Annotated in this window: 20 protein-coding genes; 12 read left to right on the top strand and 8 right to left on the bottom strand. The window is 69.3% G+C overall.

From position 1 onward, the window contains the following. Nucleotides 1–34: 34 nt before the first annotated feature. Entirely contained in the window at nucleotides 35–466 is a 432-nt protein-coding gene (locus tag OO71_RS30335; RefSeq protein ID WP_033293374.1) for a CBS domain-containing protein, read from the top strand. A 3-nt stretch (nucleotides 467–469) separates the two neighbouring features. Here OO71_RS30335 and OO71_RS30330 read toward each other — a convergent pair whose 3' ends face one another. Beyond that, nucleotides 470–1,978, bottom strand: a complete 1,509-nt coding sequence (locus OO71_RS30330) for a DUF4139 domain-containing protein (RefSeq protein ID WP_033293373.1) — start codon at nucleotides 1,976–1,978, stop codon at nucleotides 470–472. 113 nt (nucleotides 1,979–2,091) lie between these two features. Here OO71_RS30330 and OO71_RS30325 point away from each other — a divergent pair, with 113 nt between their 5' ends. Continuing rightward, nucleotides 2,092–3,834 carry a Xaa-Pro dipeptidyl-peptidase gene (locus tag OO71_RS30325; RefSeq protein WP_245633826.1) on the top strand — a complete coding sequence of 581 codons (1,743 nt, stop codon included), beginning with the start codon at nucleotides 2,092–2,094 and terminating at the stop codon, nucleotides 3,832–3,834. Here the strand turns inward: OO71_RS30325 and OO71_RS30320 are convergent. Together OO71_RS30320 and OO71_RS30315 are read right to left on the bottom strand one after the other, a co-directional pair. Continuing rightward, nucleotides 3,810–4,451, bottom strand: a complete 642-nt coding sequence (locus tag OO71_RS30320; RefSeq protein WP_033293372.1) for a response regulator — start codon at nucleotides 4,449–4,451, stop codon at nucleotides 3,810–3,812. The two genes, OO71_RS30325 and OO71_RS30320, sit on opposite strands and share 25 nt — an antisense overlap. After that, nucleotides 4,448–5,566: a sensor histidine kinase gene (locus tag OO71_RS30315; protein ID WP_051792464.1), complete on the bottom strand. Its 1,119-nt coding sequence runs from the start codon at nucleotides 5,564–5,566 to the stop codon at nucleotides 4,448–4,450. Before OO71_RS30315 ends, OO71_RS30320 begins: the two co-directional genes overlap by 4 nt. Before the next feature lie 88 nt (nucleotides 5,567–5,654). Between OO71_RS30315 and OO71_RS30310 the strand changes: the two genes are divergently transcribed. Together OO71_RS30310 and OO71_RS30305 are read left to right on the top strand one after the other, a co-directional pair. Beyond that, on the top strand, nucleotides 5,655–6,503 hold the full coding sequence (locus OO71_RS30310; protein WP_033293371.1) for a M23 family metallopeptidase: 849 nt from the start codon (nucleotides 5,655–5,657) through the stop codon (nucleotides 6,501–6,503). Nucleotides 6,504–7,276: 773 nt separating this feature from the next. Further along, nucleotides 7,277–8,581, top strand: a complete 1,305-nt coding sequence (locus OO71_RS30305) for a DUF4192 domain-containing protein (RefSeq protein WP_084145393.1) — start codon at nucleotides 7,277–7,279, stop codon at nucleotides 8,579–8,581. Here OO71_RS30305 and galE read toward each other — a convergent pair. The 3 genes from galE to OO71_RS30290 all read right to left on the bottom strand — a co-directional run bounded on the left by galE (nucleotide 8,567) and on the right by OO71_RS30290 (nucleotide 11,541). Continuing rightward, entirely contained in the window at nucleotides 8,567–9,547 is a 981-nt protein-coding gene (gene galE, locus OO71_RS30300) for a UDP-glucose 4-epimerase GalE (protein ID WP_033293370.1), read from the bottom strand. The two genes, OO71_RS30305 and galE, sit on opposite strands and share 15 nt — an antisense overlap. A gap of 90 nt (nucleotides 9,548–9,637) precedes the next feature. Beyond that, entirely contained in the window at nucleotides 9,638–10,822 is a 1,185-nt protein-coding gene (galK, locus tag OO71_RS30295) for a galactokinase (protein WP_033293369.1), read from the bottom strand. Continuing rightward, nucleotides 10,819–11,541, bottom strand: coding sequence for an iron-dependent transcriptional repressor DtxR (locus OO71_RS30290; RefSeq protein WP_084145392.1), 723 nt, complete (start codon nucleotides 11,539–11,541; stop codon nucleotides 10,819–10,821). Before OO71_RS30290 ends, galK begins: the two co-directional genes overlap by 4 nt. A 110-nt stretch (nucleotides 11,542–11,651) precedes the next feature. Here OO71_RS30290 and OO71_RS30285 point away from each other — a divergent pair, with 110 nt between their 5' ends. From OO71_RS30285 to OO71_RS30265, 5 genes are all read left to right on the top strand, one after another. Continuing rightward, nucleotides 11,652–12,491, top strand: coding sequence for a sulfurtransferase (locus OO71_RS30285; RefSeq protein WP_033293368.1), 840 nt, complete (start codon nucleotides 11,652–11,654; stop codon nucleotides 12,489–12,491). A gap of 75 nt (nucleotides 12,492–12,566) precedes the next feature. Further along, nucleotides 12,567–13,181 (top strand): DJ-1/PfpI family protein, encoded by a 615-nt coding sequence (locus OO71_RS30280; protein WP_084145391.1) that lies wholly within the window; start codon nucleotides 12,567–12,569, stop codon nucleotides 13,179–13,181. 57 nt (nucleotides 13,182–13,238) lie between these two features. Next, on the top strand, nucleotides 13,239–14,411 hold the full coding sequence (locus OO71_RS30275) for an acetoin utilization protein AcuC (protein WP_033293454.1): 1,173 nt from the start codon (nucleotides 13,239–13,241) through the stop codon (nucleotides 14,409–14,411). Between the two features lie 148 nt (nucleotides 14,412–14,559). Then, on the top strand, nucleotides 14,560–15,000 hold the full coding sequence (locus OO71_RS51750; protein WP_051792463.1) for a hypothetical protein: 441 nt from the start codon (nucleotides 14,560–14,562) through the stop codon (nucleotides 14,998–15,000). 38 nt (nucleotides 15,001–15,038) lie between these two features. After that, entirely contained in the window at nucleotides 15,039–17,627 is a 2,589-nt protein-coding gene (locus OO71_RS30265) for a bifunctional acetate--CoA ligase family protein/GNAT family N-acetyltransferase (RefSeq protein WP_033293452.1), read from the top strand. A 388-nt stretch (nucleotides 17,628–18,015) separates the two neighbouring features. Here the strand turns inward: OO71_RS30265 and OO71_RS30260 are convergent, their stop codons facing one another. After that, nucleotides 18,016–19,035, bottom strand: coding sequence for an acyl-CoA dehydrogenase family protein (locus OO71_RS30260; RefSeq protein ID WP_033293367.1), 1,020 nt, complete (start codon nucleotides 19,033–19,035; stop codon nucleotides 18,016–18,018). Between the two features lie 10 nt (nucleotides 19,036–19,045). Beyond that, on the bottom strand, nucleotides 19,046–20,203 hold the full coding sequence (locus OO71_RS30255) for an acyl-CoA dehydrogenase family protein (RefSeq protein WP_033293366.1): 1,158 nt from the start codon (nucleotides 20,201–20,203) through the stop codon (nucleotides 19,046–19,048). 93 nt (nucleotides 20,204–20,296) lie between these two features. Between OO71_RS30255 and OO71_RS30250 the strand changes: the two genes are divergently transcribed. The 3 genes from OO71_RS30250 (at nucleotide 20,297) to OO71_RS30240 (ending at nucleotide 22,200) form a co-directional block, all read left to right on the top strand. Continuing rightward, nucleotides 20,297–20,482, top strand: coding sequence for a ferredoxin (locus OO71_RS30250; RefSeq protein ID WP_033293365.1), 186 nt, complete (start codon nucleotides 20,297–20,299; stop codon nucleotides 20,480–20,482). A gap of 71 nt (nucleotides 20,483–20,553) precedes the next feature. After that, nucleotides 20,554–21,423, top strand: a complete 870-nt coding sequence (locus OO71_RS30245; RefSeq protein ID WP_033293364.1) for a 3-oxoacyl-ACP reductase — start codon at nucleotides 20,554–20,556, stop codon at nucleotides 21,421–21,423. Nucleotides 21,424–21,435: 12 nt separating this feature from the next. Further along, a complete protein-coding gene (locus OO71_RS30240) occupies nucleotides 21,436–22,200 on the top strand; it encodes a glucose 1-dehydrogenase (protein WP_033293363.1) in 765 nt (254 codons plus the stop codon). Nucleotides 22,201–22,240 lie beyond the last annotated feature (40 nt).

Raw genomic sequence — 22,240 nt, 5'->3', positions numbered from 1 at the left:
GGGTGACCCGGCTCACCGAGGAGAGGGCATCGCCATGCGGATCGCTGATTTGCTCCAGCGGAAGGGCGCCACTGTCGCCACTGTGTCCCCTGGGACCACGGTCACCGAGCTGCTGGCGGGACTCGCCCGGCACAACGTCGGTGCCATGGTCGTGGTCACCGCCGACGGCACGATCGCGGGGATCGTGTCCGAACGCGACGTCGTGCGCAGGCTCAACGACCACGGGCCCACGGTGCTCGACGGCCCGGTCGCCGACATCATGACGAAGCTCGTCGCGAGCTGTGCGCCGGAGGATTCGGTGGACCAGCTCAGCGTGCTGATGACCGAACGGCGGATCCGGCACGTGCCGGTGCTGTCCGGCGGGCGGCTGGCCGGGATCGTGAGCATCGGCGACGTCGTCAAGGTCCGGATGGAGCAGCTCGAGCAGAGCCAGGAGCAGCTCGAGGCCTATATCGCCCAAGGGTGACCGTCATTCGCGCCAGCCACTGAGCTCCACGCCCTTCGCGACGTCCACGCGGTAGCCGAGTTCCGCGGTCGCGGAGGCGCCCGGTGCCGTTGTGAACCGCCAAGTGAACTCGCCGAGCTCGGTGCGCTCGGCGGGTTCCGGCGTGGCGTGTACGTCTCGTACGGTGATCGCTTCGTCGCGCGAGACTGGCGCCTGGTCGAGCACGGTCACCACGGCCTCGCGCGGGCTGTGGTTGGTCACTGTGGTGCGGTACGCCACTTCGCGGCGACGCTGTCCCGACAGCGTCGCTTTGCTCGCGCTACGCCGTACGAGCTTGCGCTCCACACGGATCCGGTCGTCGACACCGAGCGCGAGTTCGCGTTCTTCGCCCGGCGCCCACAGTTCTAGGTAAGTGCTGCCCACGAACTCGGCGTCGTGGAACACGGCGGCACGGCCGGCGCGAAGCGGGTGTTCGGCGTTGTTGACCACCTTCGCGCGTAGGTACGCCTCTTCGCCCTGCGCGGGTGCGGTGACGTAATCCAGCTCCGCGGTGAGGTCTAGCTGCGCGAGCGTGGTTCGGTGTCCCTGTGCGCCGGACGGGATCGCGACGGGGCGCGCGGGCTTGAAGGTGACTGCGGTCGTGCCTTGCTCCACTTGGGCGACAGCGGCTTCGAGCTGGTCTCCCGCGAGGCCTGCCCCTGCCGCGGGGCTTGCCGGGGCTGCTGCGGCGAAGGCCATTGCGCGCACCGGTTGTCGCCGATCCAGATACCACGGCTGGGGTTCCGGGATCACGACGGTGTTCGCTGGACGAGCAGTGGACAGCGTCAGCTCGCATTCCGGCCAGTCCTCGCCGGTGTGCTGGCTGACCAGGCCGTACGAGGTGACGGTGACGTCGGTTCCGCGTACGCGGACGTCGTACCCTGGTTCCCAGCTCGCGCCTGGGACCACGTAGGAGAGTTCGATTTCGGCGGTGGCCGCCGTGTCGAGTTTGACGGTGATCGTGGCACTGTCCTGTTGGGACTGTGCACTGTGGCCTTCGATCCGCCGATCGAGCGCGGCGAGGTCTTCGCGCAGCTGTTGCAGCCGTGTGCTGAGCGTACGACGTTCCTTGAGCGCTGCGGCCAGTTGCGTGCCGAGCGCTTCGCTCACCTCTTCGACACGCCCCGGTTCTGTGGTCGCGTCGGCCAACGCCTTCGCGAAGCTTGCTCCGCTGCGACGCGCGACTCCGGTGAGCAGGTCAACGCGTGCCGTCGCTGCGGTCTCTTCGTCGGCGACGGCGTCGACTGTCGCCTGATCTGTCCGCCGTTGCTCGACAAGCGCGCGAAGCGTGGCGTCCGCGGGCGCGGCATGCTGCGCGTACCCCACGTCAACGCCGGTGACGAGAGCATCGCCTGTGCCGCCGACACGCACTGAAGCGGCGTCGAGCGCGAAGGGGAGACTGGTGATCTCCACGCGCGCCGATGTGACACTGCAGCGGCGGGTGACGCGCGCGTGCTGTGGGTAAACCGTGATCGCGACGATCGGAGCGTCCATGACCCCGACGTTAGTCGGTTGACGCGGCCAGCGGTTGCCGGAAGTGTCGGACGTGCTCGCCTGCTACGTCCGGCTTGGGGGTTCTGGTGGGAGTTGCTGCTCGGGTTGCTGCCGTGTTCGCCGCAGTGGTCACCTTGTCGGTACCTGCGGTCGCCGAAGCTGCTTCGCCGCCTTCGCCGGTCTTCACTGACGGCCAGGCGCAACCAGCGTTCGACCCAGCCGACATTGTGCGCGAAGACGTGTGGGTCACGGCGCCGGTCGACAGTGATCACGACGGTCGCGAAGACGTCGTACACGCGCAGGTCGTCCGTCCGCGCGCGACGGAGCAAGGCATGAAGGTACCGGTCGTGTACGAGGCGAGTCCGTACTTCGCCGGGGGTAACGACGTTGCGAATCACGGCGTCGACACCGAGCTCTACGTACCTGGTCCGCATGCCGCGTCGCCGATCAGGTGGGGTTACCAGGACTACTTCACCGCGCGCGGATTTGCCGTGGTGTATGGGGAATCGCTCGGGACCGGGTTGTCAACCGGCTGTCCGACGACCGGCGATGTGAACGAGACGATCGGCGCGCGTTCCGTTGTCGACTGGCTGAACGGCCGCGCGTCCGCGCACAACGCGGCCGGAGCGCCGGTCGCCGCGAACTGGAGCACGGGCAAGACCGGCATGATGGGAGTCTCGTACAACGGGACGCTGCCCAATGCCGTCGCGAGCACCGGGGTCGAGGGGCTGGAGACGATCGTGCCGATCGCGGCCATCTCCAGTTGGTATGAGTACTACCGCAACGACGGCGCGGTCGTGGCGGCCGGCGGATTCCAGGGCGAGGACGCCGACGTGCTCGCCTCGTACGTCTACACGCGCGCGGACCGGCAGATCTGCCGTCCCGTGATCGACGGGCTCACCGCCGCGCAGGACCGCGTGACCGGGGATTACAGCCCGTTCTGGGACGTCCGGAACTATCGCAATGACGTCGGCAAGGTGCGGGCGTCGGTGCTCGCGGTCCATGGGCTGAACGACTGGAACGTGAAGACCGACCAGGTCGCCGCATGGTACGAGGCGTTGAAGGCGCACGGGGTCGAGCACAAGATCTGGCTGCACCAATCCGGTCACACCGACCCGATTTCGCTGCGCCGGGACGTCTGGCTCACCACGCTGAACAAGTGGATGTCGCACTACCTCTACGGCGTCGACAACGGCATCGAGCACGAGCCCAAGGCGACGATCCAGCGTGAGGACAAGTCGTGGACGGACGAGGCCGACTGGCCCGCGCCGGGCACCGCGGACGTCAAACTGCACCCCTGGCCGGGCGGCGGCGCGAAGGGGACCCTCGCGCGGCAGCCAGTGCCCGGGCGGCCGAACGTCGAGTCGCTGGCCGACGATGCGTCGAAGACGATCGAGCAGCTCGCGGACGCACCGTCGTCCGGAAACCGCTTGCGCTACACCACTTCGGCCGCTGCCGGGCCGGTGCGGCTTTCCGGCACTGCACGGGCCGACCTGCGGCTGTCGTTCGATCGGCCCGCCGCGAACGTGACCGCGGTGCTGCTCGACCGTGCCCCGGACGGCAGTTCGCACGTGATCAGCCGCGGCTGGACCGATCCGCAGAACCGGGTGTCGCCGTCGGTCACCACGCCGATCCGGCCGGGGATTCCGCTCCGCATCGAGGTTTCGCTGATGCCGAAGGACTACGTGCTCGCGGCCGGGCACCGGCTGGAATTCCTGCTGGCGTCCAGCGACCACGACTACACGCTGCGGCCGCGGCCGGGCGCCGGACTGTCCCTCGATCTCACCGGGACCACCGTGACGCTGCCGATCGTGGGCGGGAAGGAGGCGTTCTACTCCGCAATCCCGGCACGATAGGCGAGCGCGACTGCCTGCGCGCGATCCCGTAGCCCGGCCTTGGAAAACAAGTGATTGACGTGCGTCTTCACAGTCGCTTCGCTGACCACCAGCGTACGCGCGATTTCCGTGTTCGACAGCCCGGCCGCGATCAGCCGTAGCACGTCGACCTCGCGTGCGGTGAGGCTGTCGAGTTCCTTGGTGCGTACGGGCGCACGGCTCGTTGCGGCGGCGACCAGCCGTTGTTGCAACGAACCGTCCACTGTGGACTGGCCAGCGGCGGCGGAACGAAGCGCGCGGACGATGGCCTCGGCATCCGCGTCCTTGGTGAGAAATCCGCGGGCGCCGGCCTTGAGCGCGGCGAGCAGGGAATCGTCGTCGGCATATGTGGTGAGCACGACGACTTCGGTACCCGGATGCTGCGCACGGACGATTTTCGTGGTCTCGACGCCGTCTCGGTTCGGCATCCGCAGGTCGACGAGGAGCACGTCCGGCCGGTGCCGGGCGACGAGGTCGACCGCTTCGACGCCATCCGCAGCGGCGCCGACCACCTCGACGCCCGGGAGCAGCCCAAGCAGCGTGACCAGCCCTTCGCGGACGACGGCTTGGTCGTCGGCCAGCACCACGCGCAACGTCACGTCGGCACTGTCAGGTGAATCCGCCATCCGTCCTCCCCGGGGCCGCTTTCGAGCTTCCCGTCCAGCAGCGCGACCCGCTCGCCCATGCCCCGCAAACCGTATCCCGGCGACGGCGGTTGCGGCGGACGGCGGCCCTGCCGGTCGATGATGCCGAGGTCGACCTGGCTGTCGGCGAAAGTGAGCTCGACGTCGACTGCGGCGCCTGCGCCGTGCTTGCGTGAGTTGGCGAGCGCCTCCTGCACGGCGCGGACCAGCGTGGTGGCCACTGCTGCGTCGAGTTCACGCGGTTCGCCTTCGATCACCAGGTCGGCGCGAGAGCCGGTGTCGAGCCGGTACGCCGCGAGGAGGTCCGAAACGGCGCGCGCGAGGGGAACGGCGTCTTCGCGCAGCGCGGCGACGGCCTTGCGTGCTTCGGCGAGACCGTCTGACGCCAGCCTCTGCGCGCGTTCGATCTGGGCGACAGCGTCGGCGCTTGCCCCATCTCGGACCAGCATGAGACGCGTGCTCTGCAGATTGAGCGACAGCCCGGCGAGGGAGTGCGCGAGGACGTCGTGCAGCTCGCGGGCGATGCGCGCGCGTTCGGCGAGGGCTGCCGCGCGGGCGTGCTCCTCGTTGGCGGTCTGGGCCCGGGCGAGCGCGAGCTCGGTCTGCTCCAGCCGCTCCGCGCGGGCGCGCCGGTTGGCGGCCAGCAGGATCATCACGGCGAGGATCGCGAAGAGGCTGAGCGCGTTCAGCCAGTCGACCTCGTGGGTGAACGACCAGGTCAGGATAGCCGCCGACGCCGTCACCACGGCGATCGCGGACGGGATCAGACGGGCGAAGCGCAGGGTGTAGAACGTGGCGCCGAACATCGAGGTCGACGTCAAGGCGCCTGGCTGCAGCACCCAGAGCGCGCCCGCGGCGGCGACCACCGTGAGCAAGGTCGTGGGCATCAGCCAGCGCGGCTGCGACTCGCGGGTGAGCCACAACGCCGGTACGGAGGCCACGAGGATCAGCGCGATGAGCGGCCACGTCCAGGGGCGCGCCTGCGGAATCGTGAACAGGACCGGGACGGCAATCACGCCCCAGCGCACGACGTCGGCGCCGTCGACCCGCCGTTGTGCTGCAGTGGTCATGGCTTCCTCCCGCTTGTACGGAAAATGTACTGGCTCGGGCTTGGCTGGGTCGTGTCGTTCCCGGTTCTTCCTCCGGAGGTGCGCCCTCATGCCCAGGTTGAGACGACTCGCCGTGGCCGTTGCCACGCTGGCCCTACCTGCCCTGCCTGCCCTGCCGTTCGCCGCCCCGGCGTCCGCGGCGCCGAACTTCCAGGTCCCGTTCAAGTGCGGGGTCACGGTGACCGCGGCGACCTTCAGCGGCCACAACCCGGCCAACTCGGTCGATTTCCAGAAATCCGGCCTCACGGGCATGCCGGTGACCGCGTCCGCGCCGGGCACCGTCACGCGCGTCGCGAACGAGGGCAGCACCAGCTACGGCCGCTGGATCGAACTCGACCACGGCGGCGGCTGGCGGACGCGGTACGCGCACCTGTCCGAGCAGGAGGTGTCCGTGGGCCAGAGCGTGGGACAGGGCAAGGAAATCGGCAAGGCAGGCGCAACCGGCGGCGTGACCGGCCCGCACCTGCACTTCGAGCAGAGGCTGAACGGCACGGTGCAGAAGGCGGTGCTGAACGGCGTGGCGGTGCCGTATTATGGCAAGAAGGACTTCACGAGCAAGAACAACTGCGGCGGCAATCCCTATTCTGCCACAGAAATCTGCGGCGCGGGGTTCTCGGTGATCGACCAGCAGTCCCTTGGCACGGCGGGTACGGCGTATCTGCTGTACAACGCCTCGTCGAAGGCCAACTGCGCAGCGACACTGAAGGCGACGTCCCTTGGCACGGCCAGCGCGACGTCGGCGTTCCTGGAGGTGCAAGGCGCTTCCCGCACCACGGACCAGGGGAACTACACGTACTACGCGGGTCCGGTGACGAAAACCGCAGGCTCGACGTGCGTGAAATGGGGTGGCTCGGTGGGATCGGCGTCTTACGAAAGCCCGTTCGAACACTGCGGTTGAGGTGGTCGGCTGCCTTGGCCGGTCGTGGTCGCTCTGCCGGGCCGGTTGCTTGCCCGTGGTCTTTGGGCAGTGCCGCCGGGGTTGGCGTCCCTTGACGCCGGCGGTGCTGCTCTGCTCACGCCATCTGCTGCTGTGCTTTCGCCTCGTCTGTCCTTTGTGGATGATTGTGATTTTCGTGCTCGGGAGCTCGGTTCCTGCTCCCTTGATGCCCCGGGTCGCCCAGTCGGCCATCATCTTTCGACGCTTTGGGTTGCCTGGTTGACCTCCATGCTTTGGTGCTCTGGCTGCCTGGTTCCGTCCCTTGGCGCTTTGGGTTGCCTGGTTGGCCACCATGCTTTGGTGCCCTGGTCGCTTGGTTCCGTCCCTTGACGCTTTGGGTCGCGTGGTTGGCCACCATGCTTTGGCGCTCTGGCTGCCTGGTTCCGTCCCTTGGCGCTTTGGGTCGCGTGGTTGGCCACCATGCTTTGGCGCTCTGGCCGCCTGATTCCATCTCTTAACGCTCTAGGTCACGTAGCAGTCGCCATCTGCTGGCTCCGTCGAATCAACCGCACCCGAGCCCGGATCCGTCTGTCCTTTGTGGATAAATCTGCCTTCGCCGTCGGCATTTCCCCTTGCCTGTCATGCATAATCCTCCCCTCGGCGCCGATGCACACACCCCCGACAATTTCCGAGCCTGTCGCTCCTCGAACCCGGGACTGTCCACAACCCACCGCCCTGTCCACAAATTTGCGCCGCCCACCCCATTCCCCGGAATTCAGGCGCACAGTGGAGGCGTGACCACCTCGACCCAGCCCGGCACCCGGGCCACCCTCCGCAATCCGGCCGACCTCATCGCCTCACTCCCGTACCTGCTCGGGTTCCGGCCCGCCGAGTCCGTCGTCCTCCTCGGGCACCGCTCGCCCGGCACCACGGTGGGCATGATCCTGCGTGCCGACCTGCCGCCGCGTGAAATTTGTGCCGCGCAAGCAGATTCACTCGTCCCGCGCTTCACCGCGCCGGAGTACGTCGGCGTCACCGTGGTGGTCGTCGGCGGCGCGGCCGGTTCGGATGGCCTGCCGTATGCCGAATTCGTCGGCGAACTGGGCCGCGCACTGGCCGAGAACGGCCTCCGGCTCTTCCATCCACTGTGGACGTCCGAGGTGACGGCAGGGTCGCCCTGGGCGTGCTACCGCGAACCGGACTGCATCGGCGTCCTGCCCGATCCGAAGGAGACCGTCCTCGCGGCCGCGACCACGGAGGCCGGGTTCATCGTCTTCCCCAGCCGCGAACACCTCGCCGAGCTGCTCGAACCCCGCTCACCGGACGCGATCGTCCGCCGCGCTGCGCTGCTCACATCCTCGCCGGAACCGTTGTGGCGCAGCGCCAAAACGCAGGGCGAAGTACTCCGCGCTGCGGCAAGAGAGGTCCGCGATGCCTTCGTCCGGCAACGCAGGGGAGCGGGCCCGCCTGACGACGAGCAGGCCGTCCGGCTCGCGCATGCGTTGTCGTTCGACCCGATCCGGGATGCCTGCCTGGCCACCGCCGTTCCCGCGGACGCCCCGCTCGCCCGCGAGGCCGAGGAACTGTGGCTCACCCTTGTCCGTGAACTGCCGCCGCCGCACCGGTCCGTCGCAGCCTGCCTGCTGGGCTACGTCGCCCTCATGCGCGGCGAGGGAGCGTTCGCGGGCATGGCACTGGCCAACGCACTCGAAGCCGATCCCGACCTGATGGTGGCCCAGTTGCTCCACGCCGCCTGGAACGCCGGAATGGACCCGGCCAGGCTGACCGGCCTCGCCGACGCCGCCACGCAAGCCGACCTCGGCCTTACGCCGCCACCGCACGGCGGCACCGTCGCCAACCCGCGTCGAGTGAAAGCCGGACCGGTGCCGAACCACCCCGAAACCAACGGAGGTTCTGCAGCGGGGGAACCGACCAGCGAGGCCCGGGCTGCTGCGAAGACCGGCAACGAGGGCGCCCCGGAGCCTCCCCCGAGCCGATCGAGACCCGGCGGCACCTCGAAGAGAAACCCAGCCGCCGGTACCCACCCGAAGACGACAACCCCCGAACGGACCCCGCCTCGAACGTCAGGCGTGACGTGACCGCGTGAACTGCCAAGCATCCGAGACGATGCCGTCGAGGTCGGTCCGCTCGGGCTTCCACCCGAGGTCCTCGCCTGCCTTCTGGCTCGACGCCACGAGCACCGACGGGTCACCCGCGCGCCGTGGAGCCACCACAGCGGGAATGGGGTGCCCGGTCACCCGGCGGCACGACTCCACCACCTCCAGCACCGAGAACCCGGTGCCACTGCCGAGGTTGTAGATGCGGTGCTCGCCCGCGGTGGCGTGGCGCAGGGCGAGCAGGTGGGCGTCGGCGAGGTCGACCACGTGGATGTAGTCGCGGATCGCGGTCTTGTCGGGCGTCGGGTAGTCGTCGCCGTAGATGGAGATGTGCTCGCGGTCGCCGGTGGCGACCTGGAGAACGAGAGGAATGAGATGAGTTTCGGTGGTGTGCCGTTCGCCGTACGCGTCGTACGCACCGGCCACGTTGAAGTAGCGCAGGCTGACCGCGGCCAGGCCGTGAGCACGCGCGAAGCTGGTGATGGCGTGGTCGATGGCGAGTTTCGTGGCACCGTAGGTGTTGGTGGGCTGCGTTGGCGCGGTCTCCGGGATCGGCGACTCGTCAGGCTCGCCGTACGTCGCGGCGGTCGACGAGAAGACCAGGCGCGGGGTGCCGTTGGCCTTCATGGCCTCCAGCAGCCGCAGGGAAGTCACCACGTTGCCTTCCCAGTACTTCGCCGGATCGGCCATCGACTCGCCCACCAGCGACTTCGCCGCAAAGTGCAGCACTCCGTCGAAACCCTCGCCGAGAATACGGTCAGCCACGTCAGCGGCGTCGCCTTCGATGAAGCGCGCCTGCGGGTGCACGGCGTCCGCGTGCCCGGTGGAGAGGTCGTCCACGACCGTGACCTCGTGACCCGCTTCGATGAGCCGCGCGGCGCACACGCTGCCCACGTACCCCGCGCCGCCCGTCACGATCAGTTTCAGGGGGCTCTGCTGGTCCGTCACGTCGTGGCCTTTCTCCTGAGGGGTGGTGACTGTGCGGCACAGTCTCCCCTCAGTGCGACGCGACGGACCCTCCGGGGGTTGCTCCGGAGGTCAGACCGCGTCGCGTCCGGCGCCGCGCGACGGCACCGCGGTGAACATCCGCGGACGGCGGAACCCGGCCCGCTCGCAAGCGGTTTCGACCCCGGCCCGGACGGCGTCCAGGTCGCCGTCGCGCACCAGCGCGATCGCCGAGCCGCCGAACCCGCCGCCGGTCATCCGCGCACCCAGCGCGCCGGCCGAGCGGGCGGACTCGACCGCGAGATCGAGCTCCGGCGTGGAAATGCGGTAGTCGTCGCGCATGCTCACGTGCGACCCGTCGAGGTACGGCCCGATGTCGGCGAGTTTCCGCTCGCGCAGCAACGCGACCACGTCGAGCACCCGCTGGTTCTCGGTGACCACGTGCCGCACCAGCGGCGCCAGATCGCCGGGCAGCTGCGAGAGGGCTTCGCCGAGGCCGTCCGGCGTCACATCACGCAGCGCCTTCACGCCGAGCAATTCGGCAGCGCGCTCGGTGCCACGCCGCCGTTCGCCGTAGCCGCCGTCGGCGTGGGAATGCCTGGTGCGGGTGTCCATGATCAACACCCGGAGCCCGGCGTCGGCGAGCGGGAACGGCACCTGCTCCATCTCGCCCGAGCGCACGTCGAGGAACAGCACCCGGGAGTCTTCGCAGCACAGCGAGGCCGTCTGGTCGAGCAACCCGGTGGGGGCGCCGACGAAGTCGTTTTCCGAACGCTGCACCCAGCGTGCGATCTGCGGACGTCCCGGGGTGGTCGCGGCGCCGTCGTCGAGCTCCACCCCGGCCACTCCGAGCAAAGCCAGCGACACCGCGCATTCGAGCGCATGAGAGGAGGACAGCCCGGCCCCGGACGGCACGTCGCCGGCGATGACCACGTCGGCGCCATCCGCGAAACCCTGGTCGCGCAGCACCCACGCCACCCCGGCGGGATACGCGGCCCAGCCCTCGACCGAACCGGGCTCGAGCGCGGCGATGTCGAGGAGACCGGAGTGCTGCAGCCGTCCGTCGTCGCCGAGGGTGGCGACCCGGAGCTTGCCGTCCCTGCGCGGCGACGCGGCTGCGGCGAGCCGGTGCGGCAGTGCGAAGGGCAGCACGAAACCGTCGTTGTAGTCCGTGTGCTCGCCGATCAGATTCACCCGGCCCGGCGCGGACCACACGCCTGCCGGGGCCCGCCCGTGGACGTCCCGGAACGCGCCGGCCGCGGCGGTCGCCGGGGTCACTTGGCGAGGGCCAGCACGGCGTGCAGGGCCGCGGTGGACACCTGCGCCGAACCTTCGGTGCCCTTCACCTCGACGGTGGCGCTGCCGCCGACCGCCTTGCCGACCGTGACGATCCCGCCGGGCACGATCCCGACCGACTTGAGCTCGGTGAGCAGCGACTCGTCGAGCTGCACGTGCTCGGCGATCCGGCGGATCTCCACGTCGCCGCCGCCCGTGCGGGCGAACTCGTCGAGCCGGATCAGGTCGGCCTCGGCACGCGGCGCGGGGTCTCCGTCGCCGAGCTTGTCGAGGCCGGGGATCGGGTTGCCGTACGGCGACGTGGTGGGGTGGTCGAGCAGCTTCACGAGCTTGCGCTCGACGGCCTCGCTCATCACGTGTTCCCAGCGGCACGCCTCGTTGTGGACGTGCTCCCACTCCAGGCCGATCACGTCGACGAGGAGGCGCTCGGCCAGGCGGTGCTTGCGCATGACCGCGATGGCGAGCTCGTGGCCGTGGTCGGTCAGCTGCAGGTGCCGGTCGTCCGCGACGACGACCAGGCCGTCGCGTTCCATCCGGGCCACGGTCTGGCTCACGGTGGGCCCGCTCTGCTGCAGGCGCTCCGCGATCCGGGCCCGCAGCGGGACGACACCTTCCTCTTCGAGCTCGTAGATCGTACGCAAGTACATCTCGGTGGTGTCGATGAGATCGTTCACGCTGTCCCCTTCGTCCGCGTAGCTCATCGTAGTCGCTGGCCCCGACAGCGACGGCTCGCCTCGGCGTAACGACCCGGCCGCGGCGAAAAGTCCGGGCCGGGTGTGTGAACCGCCACCGGACCTGCAGGATGGAGGCCATGCGACCGTTGATCTCGCCTGCTGGGCTCGCCGCGTTCCCCGACCGTGAGCGTCCCGTCGTGCTGGACGTCCGCTGGCGGCTCGGCGGACCGCCCGGATGGGAGTCCTACCGGGACGGGCACCTGCCCGGCGCGGTGTTCGTCGACCTCGACACGGCGCTGGCCGCGCCACCCGGCGAGGGTGGCCGCCATCCGCTGCCCGAGCCTGCGGTTCTTCAGCGTGAGCTGCGGAAAGCCGGGGTGCGGGCGGACCGTCCGGCGGTCGTGTACGACGACGCGGACGGCTCCGTCGCGGCCCGCGCCTGGTGGCTGGTGCGCTGGGCGGGGCACGCGGAGGTGGCGGTGCTCGACGGCGGTTACGCAGCGTGGCTGGCCGAAGGCCGGGACGTGAGCACCGAGGTGCCTTCGCCGGAGCCGGGTGACATCGAGGTCCGGCCGGGCGGCATGCCGGTGCTGTCCGCGGACGACGCGGCCGCGCTCGCGCGCGAAGGGGTGCTGTTCGACGCGCGGGCGCACGTCCGCTACACCGGCGACACCGAGCCGGTCGACCCGCGGGCGGGGCACATCCCGGGAGCGGTCAGCGCGCCGTCGTCCGAGCACGCCGGTGCAGACGGACGCTGGCGGTTGCCGTCCGAGCTTGCGGAGCGGTTCACGTCGCTGGGGCTGGCCGAGGGCACCCCGGTGGGGGCGTACTGCGGGTCGGGCGTCACGGCGTCGTCGGTCGTGCTTGCGCTCGAAGTGGCGGGGCATCCGGAGCCGGCCGCGTTGTACGCGGGGTCGTGGTCGCACTGGTCGCGTGACCCGGAGCGGCCCGCGGCCACGGGTCCGGAGCGCGGCTGAGGCCGTCCCGGAACTTTCGGCCGTCGAACGCCGACTTCTCCGGTGGAAGATCTTTTGCATAGAGAAGAGGTATTCATGGGCGAGGCGCTGCGGGTGCAGGTCGTGCTGTTCGACGGTGTGGAGGAGCAGGACTTCACGGGTCCGTATGAGGTGTTCTCGGCCGCGGGCATGCACTCGGAGCGGGGCACCGAGGTGTCGTACGTCCGCGTCGACGGGCCGGGCGTCGTGCGAGCGTCGTACGGGACGAAGGTGGAGGTCGAGCACGGCTGGTCGCCGGACGAGGCCGACATCCTCGTCGTCCCGGGCGGCGGTTACGGGCGTCGGCAGGGGCCGGGGATCTGGGCGGAGATCGACCGTCGCGTGCTGCCGGATGCGCTGGCCGCGTCTGCGCGCGAAGGCCTGACCTTGGCCTCGGTCTGTACGGGCAGCATCGTGCTCGGCGCTGCCGGTTTGGTGCGCGGACGTCCTTGTACGACGCACCACCGCGCCATCGACACGCTCGTCGAGCAAGGCGGGGTGCTGAAGAACGCGCGGGTCGTCGACGACGGTTCCCTGGTCACGGCCGGGGGCATCACGAGTGGTCTCGACCTGGGCCTGTGGCTGGTGAACCGCGAACTCGGCTCCGACGCGGCCGCGGGTGTCGAAAGCATGCTCGAGTATCAGGCGCGCGGTTCGGTCTGGACCCGCTGACCGAGGCCCTCGCGCAGAACCCGGCTCGGGCCGTGGTGGGACAGTACAGTGCGGTACATGTCCTCGCCTGCAGTTGTCTGGGATGCCTCGCTGCTGAAGTACGACCTGGGCGGCGACCATCCGTTCAACCCCGTCCGCCTCGATCTCACCGTGCGGCTCGCGACGGAGCTCGGCGTGCTCGACGGGGTCGACTTGCTGGTGCCCACAGCGGCCGGGGACGAGGAGCTGCTGCGCGTGCACGCGCCCGAGTACCTGGCCGCGGTTCGGGAGGCGCCGATGGTCGGCTGGGATGTCGGGCATGGGCTCGGGACCGACGACAATCCGATTTTCTCCGGAATGCACGACGCGACCGCGCTGGTCGTCGGGTCCACCTTGCTCGCCGCGCGCAAGATCGCCGACGGCGAGGCGCAGCGCGCGGTCAACATCGCGGGCGGACTGCACCACGCGATGCGCGATCACGCGTCCGGTTTCTGCATCTACAACGACTGTGCCGTCGCCATCTCCTGGCTGCTCGACCACGGTTTCGACCGCATCGCCTACCTCGACACCGACGTCCACCACGGCGACGGCGTCCAGACCGCCTTCTACGACGACCCTCGCGTGCTCACCGTCTCGATGCACCAGCACCCGTTCACGCTTTGGCCCGGCACCGGCTACTCCGCGGAAATCGGCACGGGCGACGCCGCCGGTACCGCGATCAACGTCCCGTTGCCGCCGCACACGCGGGATCCGGGGTGGCTGCGGGCGTTTCACGCGGTGGTGCCGTCGGTGCTGGAGCAGTTCCGGCCGCAGCTGCTGGTCACTCAATGCGGGGTGGACTCGCACGAGGAAGACCCGATGGCGGACATGTCCCTGTCGGTCGACGGGCATCGCACGATCTACGCGACCCTCCGCGACCTCGCCGAGCGCTACGCCGAGGGCCGCTGGCTCGCGGTGGGCGGCGGGGGATACCAGCTGATCCGGGTGGTGCCGCGCTCGTGGACGCACCTGATCGCGACGGTCCTGGACCGCGACGTCCCGCCGGAAACGCCACTCCCGCCCGGCTGGGTCTCCACGGTCACCCGCGCCGCCCCGGCCGCCGACCTGCCGCGGGCGATGACCGACGAGAAGGACACGACGTTCAAACCCTGGGGCGACGACGCGGACGACCCGGTGGACATCGCGATCCGCGACACCCGCCGGGCGATCTTCCCCCTGCACGGCCTCGACCCGGACGATCCGAGGGACTGACCCATGCCCGACGAACCCCGCACGCCCGGCGAAGAGTCTGCACCCGGCGAAGCTGCTCGCACCGGGGAAGCTTGGCGGGCAAGGGAAACTGGCTCCGCGGGGGAAGCTGCGTCTCCGGGGGAAGCAGCTGGACCTGCTGCGGCTGGACTTGCTGGACGCGCTGGCCCCGCTGGGGAAGCTGGACCTGCTGCGGCTGGACTTGCTGGACGCGCTGGACCCGTTGGGGAAGCTGGACCCGCCGCGCCTGGACGCGCTGGCCCCGCTGGGGAAGCTGGACCCGCCGCGCCTGGACTTGCTGGACGCGCTGGCCCCGCTGGGGAAACTGCGCCCGCCGGGGAAGCTGGACCCGCTGCGGCTGGACCCGCTGGGGGAGCTGCGTCCGCTGGGGAGGCCGGGGCAGCCTCGGCTGCGAATGCGGCGTCCGCTGGGGAGGCCGGGCCCGCCGACGGGTCACCCCCCGGGGAAATCGCGGCTACCGGCGGGCCCACGCCTGGCGATCCCGCGGATGAGGGACACACAGCAGCAGGGAATTCCGCTGCAGAAGGGCGTGATCCCTACGATTACCCCCGTGATTGGGAAGCCGACGTAGTCCTTTCCGATGGCGGCACCGTCCACATCCGACCCGTGGTGCCCAGTGACGCCGACGGTCTGGTCGCCTTGCACAGCCGTCTTTCCGAGCGCACTCGGTACTTCCGGTACTTCGGCGCGTACCCCCGGATACCACCGCGGGATCTCGAGCGGTTTTCCACCGTGGATCACCACGATCGGGTCGCGTTTGTCGCTCTGCTCGGGGACGATGTCGTTGCCGTGGGGCGGTACGAGCGGCTGGAGCACGGGCCGTCGGCGGAGGTGGCGTTCGTCGTCGATGACAAGCATCAGGGGCGGGGGCTCGGGTCGATCTTGCTCGAGCATCTCGCCGCGGCGGCGTCCGAGAGCGGGTTGCGGCGGTTCGTCGCCGAGGTGCTCAGTGAGAACGCCACCATGGTGCGCGTTTTCCGCGACGCCGGTTACCAGGTCAGCCGCGCGATCGAGGAAGGCGTGCTGCACCTCGAGTTCGACATCGACCCGACCGAGGAGTCGCTGGCCGTCGCGCGGTCGCGGGAGCAGGCGGCCGAGGCGCGGAGCGTGCACAACCTGTTGCATCCGCAGGCGGTCGCCGTGATCGGGGCGTCCGTGGATCCGACCAAGGTCGGGCACGTCGCGTTCGCCAACCTGCTCGCCGCCGACTTCGCGGGGGCCGTGTATCCGGTGAATCCCGAGCATCGTTCGGTGCGCGGGGTGCGGGCTTATCCGTCCGTGCTCGACATTCCCGACCCCGTCGACCTCGCGCTGGTCGCAGTGCCCGCCGAGAAGGTCGAGTCGGTGCTGGACGCTTGTCTTGCGAAGGGCGTCAAGACGCTGGTCATCGTGTCCGGCGGGTTTGCCGAATCCGGGCCGCTGGGGCTGCACGCGGAGTTGCGGCTGGTGGGGGAAGCCCGCGCGCACGGGATGCGTGTGGTCGGGCCGAATGCGCTCGGGGTGCTCAACACCGCGCCCGGGGTGCGGCTGAACGCGACGCTCGCGCCGCGCCTGCCCAAACGCGGCCGGACCGGGTTCTTCTGTCAGTCCGGGGCGCTCGGCACCGCGATTCTCGCCGACGCCGGGTCGCGCGGGCTCGGGTTGTCCACGTTCGTCTCCGCGGGCAACCGCGCCGACGTGTCCGGCAACGACCTTCTCCAGTACTGGGAAACCGACCCCGACACCGATCTCGTGCTGCTGTATCTCGAATCGTTCGGCAACCCGCGCAAGTTCGCGCGGCTCGCGCGGCGACTGGCGCGGTCGAAGCCGATCGTCGCGGTGAAGTCCGGGCGGCATGCGGTGCGGCCGCAGCTGGCGGCGACGTCGGCGGAGGTCGACGAGGCCAGCGTGCAGGCGCTGTTCGAACAGGCCGGTGTCGTGCGGGTGGAATCGCTGGCGCAGCTCTTCGACACCGCGCTCGTGTTCGCGCATCAGCCGCTGCCTGCCGGACCGCGGATCGGTATCGTCGGCAACTCCAGTGCGATCGGGCTGCTTGCCGCGGACACTGCCCGGTCCGAGGGGTTGCGGCTCGCGTTCGACCCGGTCGACATCGGACCGCAGGCTGGGCCCGACGAGTTCGCCACCGCGGTCCGCGAAGCGCTGGATTCGCCGGAAACCGACGCGTTGATCGCCGTTTTTGCGCCGCCTGTTGCGATTCCCGGTACCGCGTACGCGCGAGCGTTGCGCGAAGCGGTGTCAGAGATGAAGCAGTCGAAGCCGATCGTCTCGACGTTCCTCGCGGCTGAAGGCGTCCCCGACGAGCTTGCTGTGCTCTCCGACGACGGCGTACCTACGCGCGGGTCGATTCCGTCGTACTCGAGCCCGGAGCGAGCCGTGAACGCGTTGGCGCGCGTCGTGCGTTACGCCGCGTGGCGGCAGCGTCCACAAGGCACGCTCGTACGGCCCAGCGGTCTGCATGTTGAACAGGCGCAGGAGATCGTGCGCGAGCTGCTGCCTGACGACGGCACTGCCACGCTGCTGTCCGACGACGACGTAGTGCGCCTTCTGAGCTGCTACGGCGTCGACGTCGTGCCGTTCCGTGTTGTGTCCAGCGAAGACGACGCTGTCGCAGCAGCGGCGGAGATGGCCTACCCGGTCACGCTCAAAGCAGTGGACGAACGGTTGCGCGGACGGCCCGACCTTGCTGGCGTACGGCTCGACCTTACGTCCGAAGACTCCGTACGCACCGCCTATCGCGACCTGTACGCAGTCTCGGGCGACGAAGACGTGTACGTGCAACAGATGGCGCCGAAGGGCCTGTCGTGCGTGATCGGGCTGCAGGACGACCCGTCGTTCGGCACGCTCGTTTCGTTCGGACTGTCGGGTTTGGTCAGCACCCTGCTCGGCGATCGGGCTTACCGCGCCGTGCCGCTGACGGACGTCGACGCAGCGACGCTCATCCGAGAGCCGCGTACGTCACCACTGCTGACCGGATACCGTGGCGACGAACCGGCGGACCTCGCAGCGTTGCAGGACATGGTGCTGCGCGTCGCGGCGCTGGCCGAGGACAACCCGGAAGTGCGATCACTCGCGCTGGACCCGATCCTCGCATCGCCGGACGGCGCATTCGTCGCCAACGCGCGCCTCGTACTCGGCGCGCCGCCGACCCGCCCCGACACCGGACCCCGGCGGCTGCGGCACATCACGCCCGCGGAGTGAACGGCAACGGCGGTTCGCAGGGAGAAGCCACGGTGGCGGACTGTTGAGCGCGCACGCGGGGTGAGCGGAACTGCTAAGCGAGACGATCAAGGGCGAGCGGTGACGAGGCGATTCAGGGCGCGGGTGAGCGCTCACGAGGTGCCATCGGAGAGGGGAAGAGCGCGCGCGGCGCACCTGGGCGAGGAGAAGCGCTCACGAGGCGGTGCGGGGCGGGAAGAATCGCTAAGCGAAGCCACTGAGGCGGCTGGAAGCCGTTAACGACGGAGGGCGAAAGGACGCCGCTAACGACGGATGCCGAGCGAAAGCCGTTACGGACGGGTGCCGAGAGAAGGCCGCTTAGGACGGAGGGCGAGAAGAATCCGCTAACGACCAACTGCAAGAAAATCCGCTAACCGCAAACAAAACCTCCCAAATTGAGCAACTGTGCCGTAGCTCCACCACCCGCGAACTCAAGCCGCTTCGCCGCCGCAAAATATCGGTGCACTGGATGCTCCACATCGATCCCCACGCCGCCGTGGAGGTGTACGGCGGTGTGCGCCACCCGGTGTCCGGCTTCGGCGGCCCAGAAGGCGGCCGTAGCGACCTCAGTAGTCGCGGGTAGGCCCTCGGACAGTTTCCACGCTGCCTGCCACAGTGTGAGGCGTACGGCTTCCACGTCGAGGTACGCGTCCGCGAGGCGGTGGCGTACGGCTTGAAAGCTGCCCAGCACCTTGTCGAACTGTTTACGCTCACGCGTGTACGCAGCCGTCAGCTCCAAAGCGCGCGACACAACCCCCAACTGCTGCGCACAGACACCGAGAGCGCCGCGAAGGCGTAGCTGCTCGCTGACATCGCCGAGAGCGACACCGGGTGTGTCCGACAGTGAGACAAGACCGGCATCAGCGTGGTCGACGGTTGCCTGCCTGGAGATAGAGACACCGGGCGCGTCCCTCTCGACGATGTACACCCCGTCGTCGGCTGAGATGAGCAATGCGTCTGCGAAGGCGCCGAAGGGGACTGTGGTCTGGGCACCGGTGAGCAGTCCGTCTGAAGCGGCGAAGGAACCGTCTAGGGCGACGGCGATTACGGCGTCCCCGCGGGACACTGGGAGTAGCCATTGTTCGGCCAAAGCAGGAGACGTGAGTACGGAACCGGCTTGGACCACCGAGGACAAGTACGGCACCGGAGCGACTGCGCGGCCGATTTCGATGAGCACGGAACACTGCTCCAGCAAGCCGAAACCACCGCCGCCGACGGAGGACGGCAAAGCGGCGTCCAGCACTCCGGCGCGGGCCAGGGAAGTCCACAGTGGAGCGTCGAAGCCGCCGGAGCCGTGCGGGCCCAGCGTTTCCGGGGTGACCTGGTCAGCAAGGATACGCCGGGTGAGGGAGGCGAGGGCCTGTTGTGCTTCGGTGAGCGAGAAATCCACCGGAGAGCTCCTAACGCGTCACGGGCTGGCCGAGGGCGGTGGCGGCGACGATGTCCCGCTGCACCTCGTTGGTACCGCCGCCGAAAGTGAGGATCAGCGCGGAGCGGTGCAGGCGTTCGAGCCGTCCCGCGAGCACTGCGCCAGGGGACCCCTCGCGCACCACCGCGCCCGCGCCGACTACCTCCATCAGCAGCCGGTATGCCTCGATCGCCATTTCGGTGCCGTACACCTTGGTCGCCGACGCCTCCGCCGGACTGAGGTCGCTGGCTGCCGAGGCAATCCGCCAGTTGCGCAGCTTCAGGTACTCCGCGTACGCATGCACGCGCGCGAGATGCAGCCGTACCCATTCGTGGTCGGTCAGCGACTCCGCGCGCGCCCATTCCACCACCGAGCGCAGGGCGTTGCGGACCGGCGCGGCCGAGGTCAGAGCGACGCGTTCGTGGTTGAGCTGGTTCGTGATCAGCGGCCAGCCTGCGTTCTCGTCGGCGATTCGCGACGAGACCGGCACGCGTACGTCGTCGTAGTACGTCGCGCTCGTGCCCGGGCCGGCGACGGTGTGTACCTTCGTCCACGAAAAACCCGGCGCGGACGTCGGCACGATGAGGATCGAGAGGCCTTTGTGCTTGCGCGCTTCCGGATCCGTACGCGCAGCCAGCCAGACGTAATCGGCGTACTCGATCAGGCTCGTCCACATCTTCTGCCCGCTGACCACGTACTCGTCACCGTCGCGCGTGGCCCGCGTGCGCAGGGACGCGAGGTCGGTACCCGCGCCCGGTTCGGAGTAGCCGATGGAGAAGTGCAGCTCGCCCGCGGCGATCTTCGGCAGGTAGAACGCCTTCTGATCCGGGGTGCCGAAACGCATGATCGTGGGCCCGATCGTGTTCACCGTCAGGAACGGCACCGGTACCCCGGCGGCGGCCGCTTCGTCGGTGAAAATCAGCTGGTCGAGCATGCCTCGGCCCTGGCCGCCGTACTCGCGTGGCCAGCCGAGCGCGAGCCAGCCGTCCTTGCCCAGCTGCCGCACGATCTCCTTGTACGCCAGGCCGTCGCCGTACTCGCCGCCGGCCGCGGCGAGGCTCTCCCGCCGCGCCGGGGTCATCAGTTCGGCGAAGTACTCCCGCAGCTCGGCGGCCAGTGCCTGCTGCGCGGGCGGGTAGTCGATGTGCACCCGTCACCTCCGTTCGCCAGGCTCGTTGTGAAGACATCGGCGGTAAGATAGAACCTGTTCTAGTTGTACCAGGAGTGGCGGACGGGAGGAAGCATGGAGGTCGGCGTCGACCGCGAGCTGTGCGAGGCGAACGCGGTCTGTGTGGGCTTCGCGCCGGAGGTCTTCGACCTCGACGACGACGAGAACCTGGTGATCGGGCCAATACCAGCAACGCAGGTAGAACGTGTTTCGCAAGCGGTGGCCAGCTGTCCGAAGAATGCCCTGTTCGCGACCCGTTGACGAGGGCTTGCTCAAAAAGAGAACAGATTCTAGTCTGTGACCGATCAACCAGGCGAGCACAGGATGGTCCGATGACTCTCGAAGGCAAGGTCGCCGTGGTCACCGGGGCGGGCGCTGGGCTCGGCCGGGCCGAGGCGCTCGCGCTGGCGGACGAGGGCGCATCGGTGGTGGTCAACGACCTCACCGAAGCCGCCGACGTCGTCGCCGAGATCGAACGCAAAGGCGGTAAAGCACTCGCGCTCGCCGGAGACATCGCCCGATCGGACACAGCGAACGCCCTGCTCACCGCCGCCGTCGACCACTTCGGCAGCCTCGACATCGTGGTCAACAACGCGGGTGTGCTGCGGGACCGGATGCTGTTCTCGATGTCCGACGACGAGTGGGACCAGGTCATCGCCGTCCACCTGCGCGGGCACTTCCTGTTGTCCCGCAACGCCGCGAAGTACTGGCGGGACCGCTCCAAAATGGAGGGACAGCCGGTTTACGGACGCTTGGTGAACACCGCGTCCGAAGCGTTCCTGATCGGTTCACCCGGTCAGCCCAATTACTCCGCCGCCAAAGCGGGTATCGCGGCGCTCACCGTGTCCGCGGCGCGCGGCCTGGCGAAGTACGGCGTGCGCGCCAACGCCATCTGCCCCCGCGCCCGCACCGCGATGACTGCCGACATCTTCGGCGACGCCCCCACGAACGCCGAAGACCCGCTGTCGGTCGACCACGTCGCCCCGTTCGTCGCCTTCCTCGCTTCACCGGCCGCGGACGCCATCAACGGCCAGGTTTTCGTCGTCCACGGCGGCATGGTCGCGCTGCTGCGCCCGCCGTCGGTCGAAGAGCGCTTCGACACCGCACACGGCTCCTGGACCACCGGCGAGCTCGCCGAGACCGTCGGCGCGCACTTCACCTGCCGTGACCCGAAGCGCATGTTCGCCGCCGAACTGCCCTGAGCGGAGGAGCCCATGACCGAACCCCGGCTGGCCGGCAAGGTCGCCCTGATCACCGGCGCTGCCCGCGGACAGGGCGCGGCCGCCGCGCGAGCGTTCGTCACCCACGGTGCCCAGGTCATGATCGCCGACATCCTCGACGCCGAGGGCAAGGCACTCGCCGCCGAACTCGGCGAGGCAGCCGCCTTCTGCCACCTCGACGTGAGCGACGAGGACGACTGGACGGCCGCGGTCGACCGCACCGTGACCGAGTTCGGGCCGCCGACGGTACTGGTCAACAACGCCGGGGTGCTGTACTTTTCGGAGCTCGCGAAGACCCCGCTCGCGGACTACGAGCGGGTCGTGCGGGTGAACCAGATCGGGGCGTTTCTCGGCATGCGGTCGGTCGTTGAACCCATGGCCGGAGCCGGTGGCGGCTCCATCGTCAACGTGTCCTCTGTGGAGGGTCTGGCCGGGATGCCGTTCCTCGTCGCCTACACCGCGACCAAGTTCGCGATCCGCGGGATGACCAAGGTCGCCGCGCTGGAACTGGGCGCGCGCGGCATCCGGGTCAATTCGGTGCATCCGGGCATGATCGACACGAAAATGGTGGCCGAGGCGGCGGGTGCGGACGTCGACGTGTCCTGGGTCGGGAAGAAGGTGGCGCTCGGGCGCGTCGGGCGGGCCGACGAGATCGCGCCGCTGCTGGTGTTCCTCGGCAGCGACGAAAGCTCGTACTGCACCGGCGGCGAGTTCGTCGCCGACGGCGGGGCGACGGCGACGCATGCGCTGAAACTGTAGGGAGTGAACACCGCTAACCGAAAGCGGCGGGCGGGGATGG

The sequence above is a fragment of the Amycolatopsis jejuensis genome (assembly GCF_000717335.1).
GTDB lineage: Bacteria > Actinomycetota > Actinomycetes > Mycobacteriales > Pseudonocardiaceae > Amycolatopsis > Amycolatopsis jejuensis.
This window is presented reverse-complemented; position numbering and strand designations above follow the sequence as displayed.

Bases quoted from the DNA above. Each gene is read 5' to 3' on its own strand.
- OO71_RS30315 (WP_051792464.1), bottom strand. From the start codon at position 5,566: ATGACCACTGCAGCACAACGGCGGGTCGACGGCGCCGACGTCGTGCGC.
- OO71_RS30280 (WP_084145391.1), top strand. From the start codon at position 12,567: ATGGGCGAGGCGCTGCGGGTGCAGGTCGTGCTGTTCGACGGTGTGGAG.
- OO71_RS30330 (WP_033293373.1), bottom strand. From the start codon at position 1,978: ATGGACGCTCCGATCGTCGCGATCACGGTTTACCCACAGCACGCGCGC.
- OO71_RS30285 (WP_033293368.1), top strand. From the start codon at position 11,652: ATGCGACCGTTGATCTCGCCTGCTGGGCTCGCCGCGTTCCCCGACCGT.
- OO71_RS30240 (WP_033293363.1), top strand. From the start codon at position 21,436: ATGACCGAACCCCGGCTGGCCGGCAAGGTCGCCCTGATCACCGGCGCT.
- OO71_RS30275 (WP_033293454.1), top strand. From the start codon at position 13,239: ATGTCCTCGCCTGCAGTTGTCTGGGATGCCTCGCTGCTGAAGTACGAC.
- OO71_RS30290 (WP_084145392.1), bottom strand. From the start codon at position 11,541: ATGAGCTACGCGGACGAAGGGGACAGCGTGAACGATCTCATCGACACC.
- OO71_RS30245 (WP_033293364.1), top strand. From the start codon at position 20,554: ATGACTCTCGAAGGCAAGGTCGCCGTGGTCACCGGGGCGGGCGCTGGG.
- OO71_RS30250 (WP_033293365.1), top strand. From the start codon at position 20,297: ATGGAGGTCGGCGTCGACCGCGAGCTGTGCGAGGCGAACGCGGTCTGT.
- OO71_RS30310 (WP_033293371.1), top strand. From the start codon at position 5,655: ATGCCCAGGTTGAGACGACTCGCCGTGGCCGTTGCCACGCTGGCCCTA.
- OO71_RS30335 (WP_033293374.1), top strand. From the start codon at position 35: ATGCGGATCGCTGATTTGCTCCAGCGGAAGGGCGCCACTGTCGCCACT.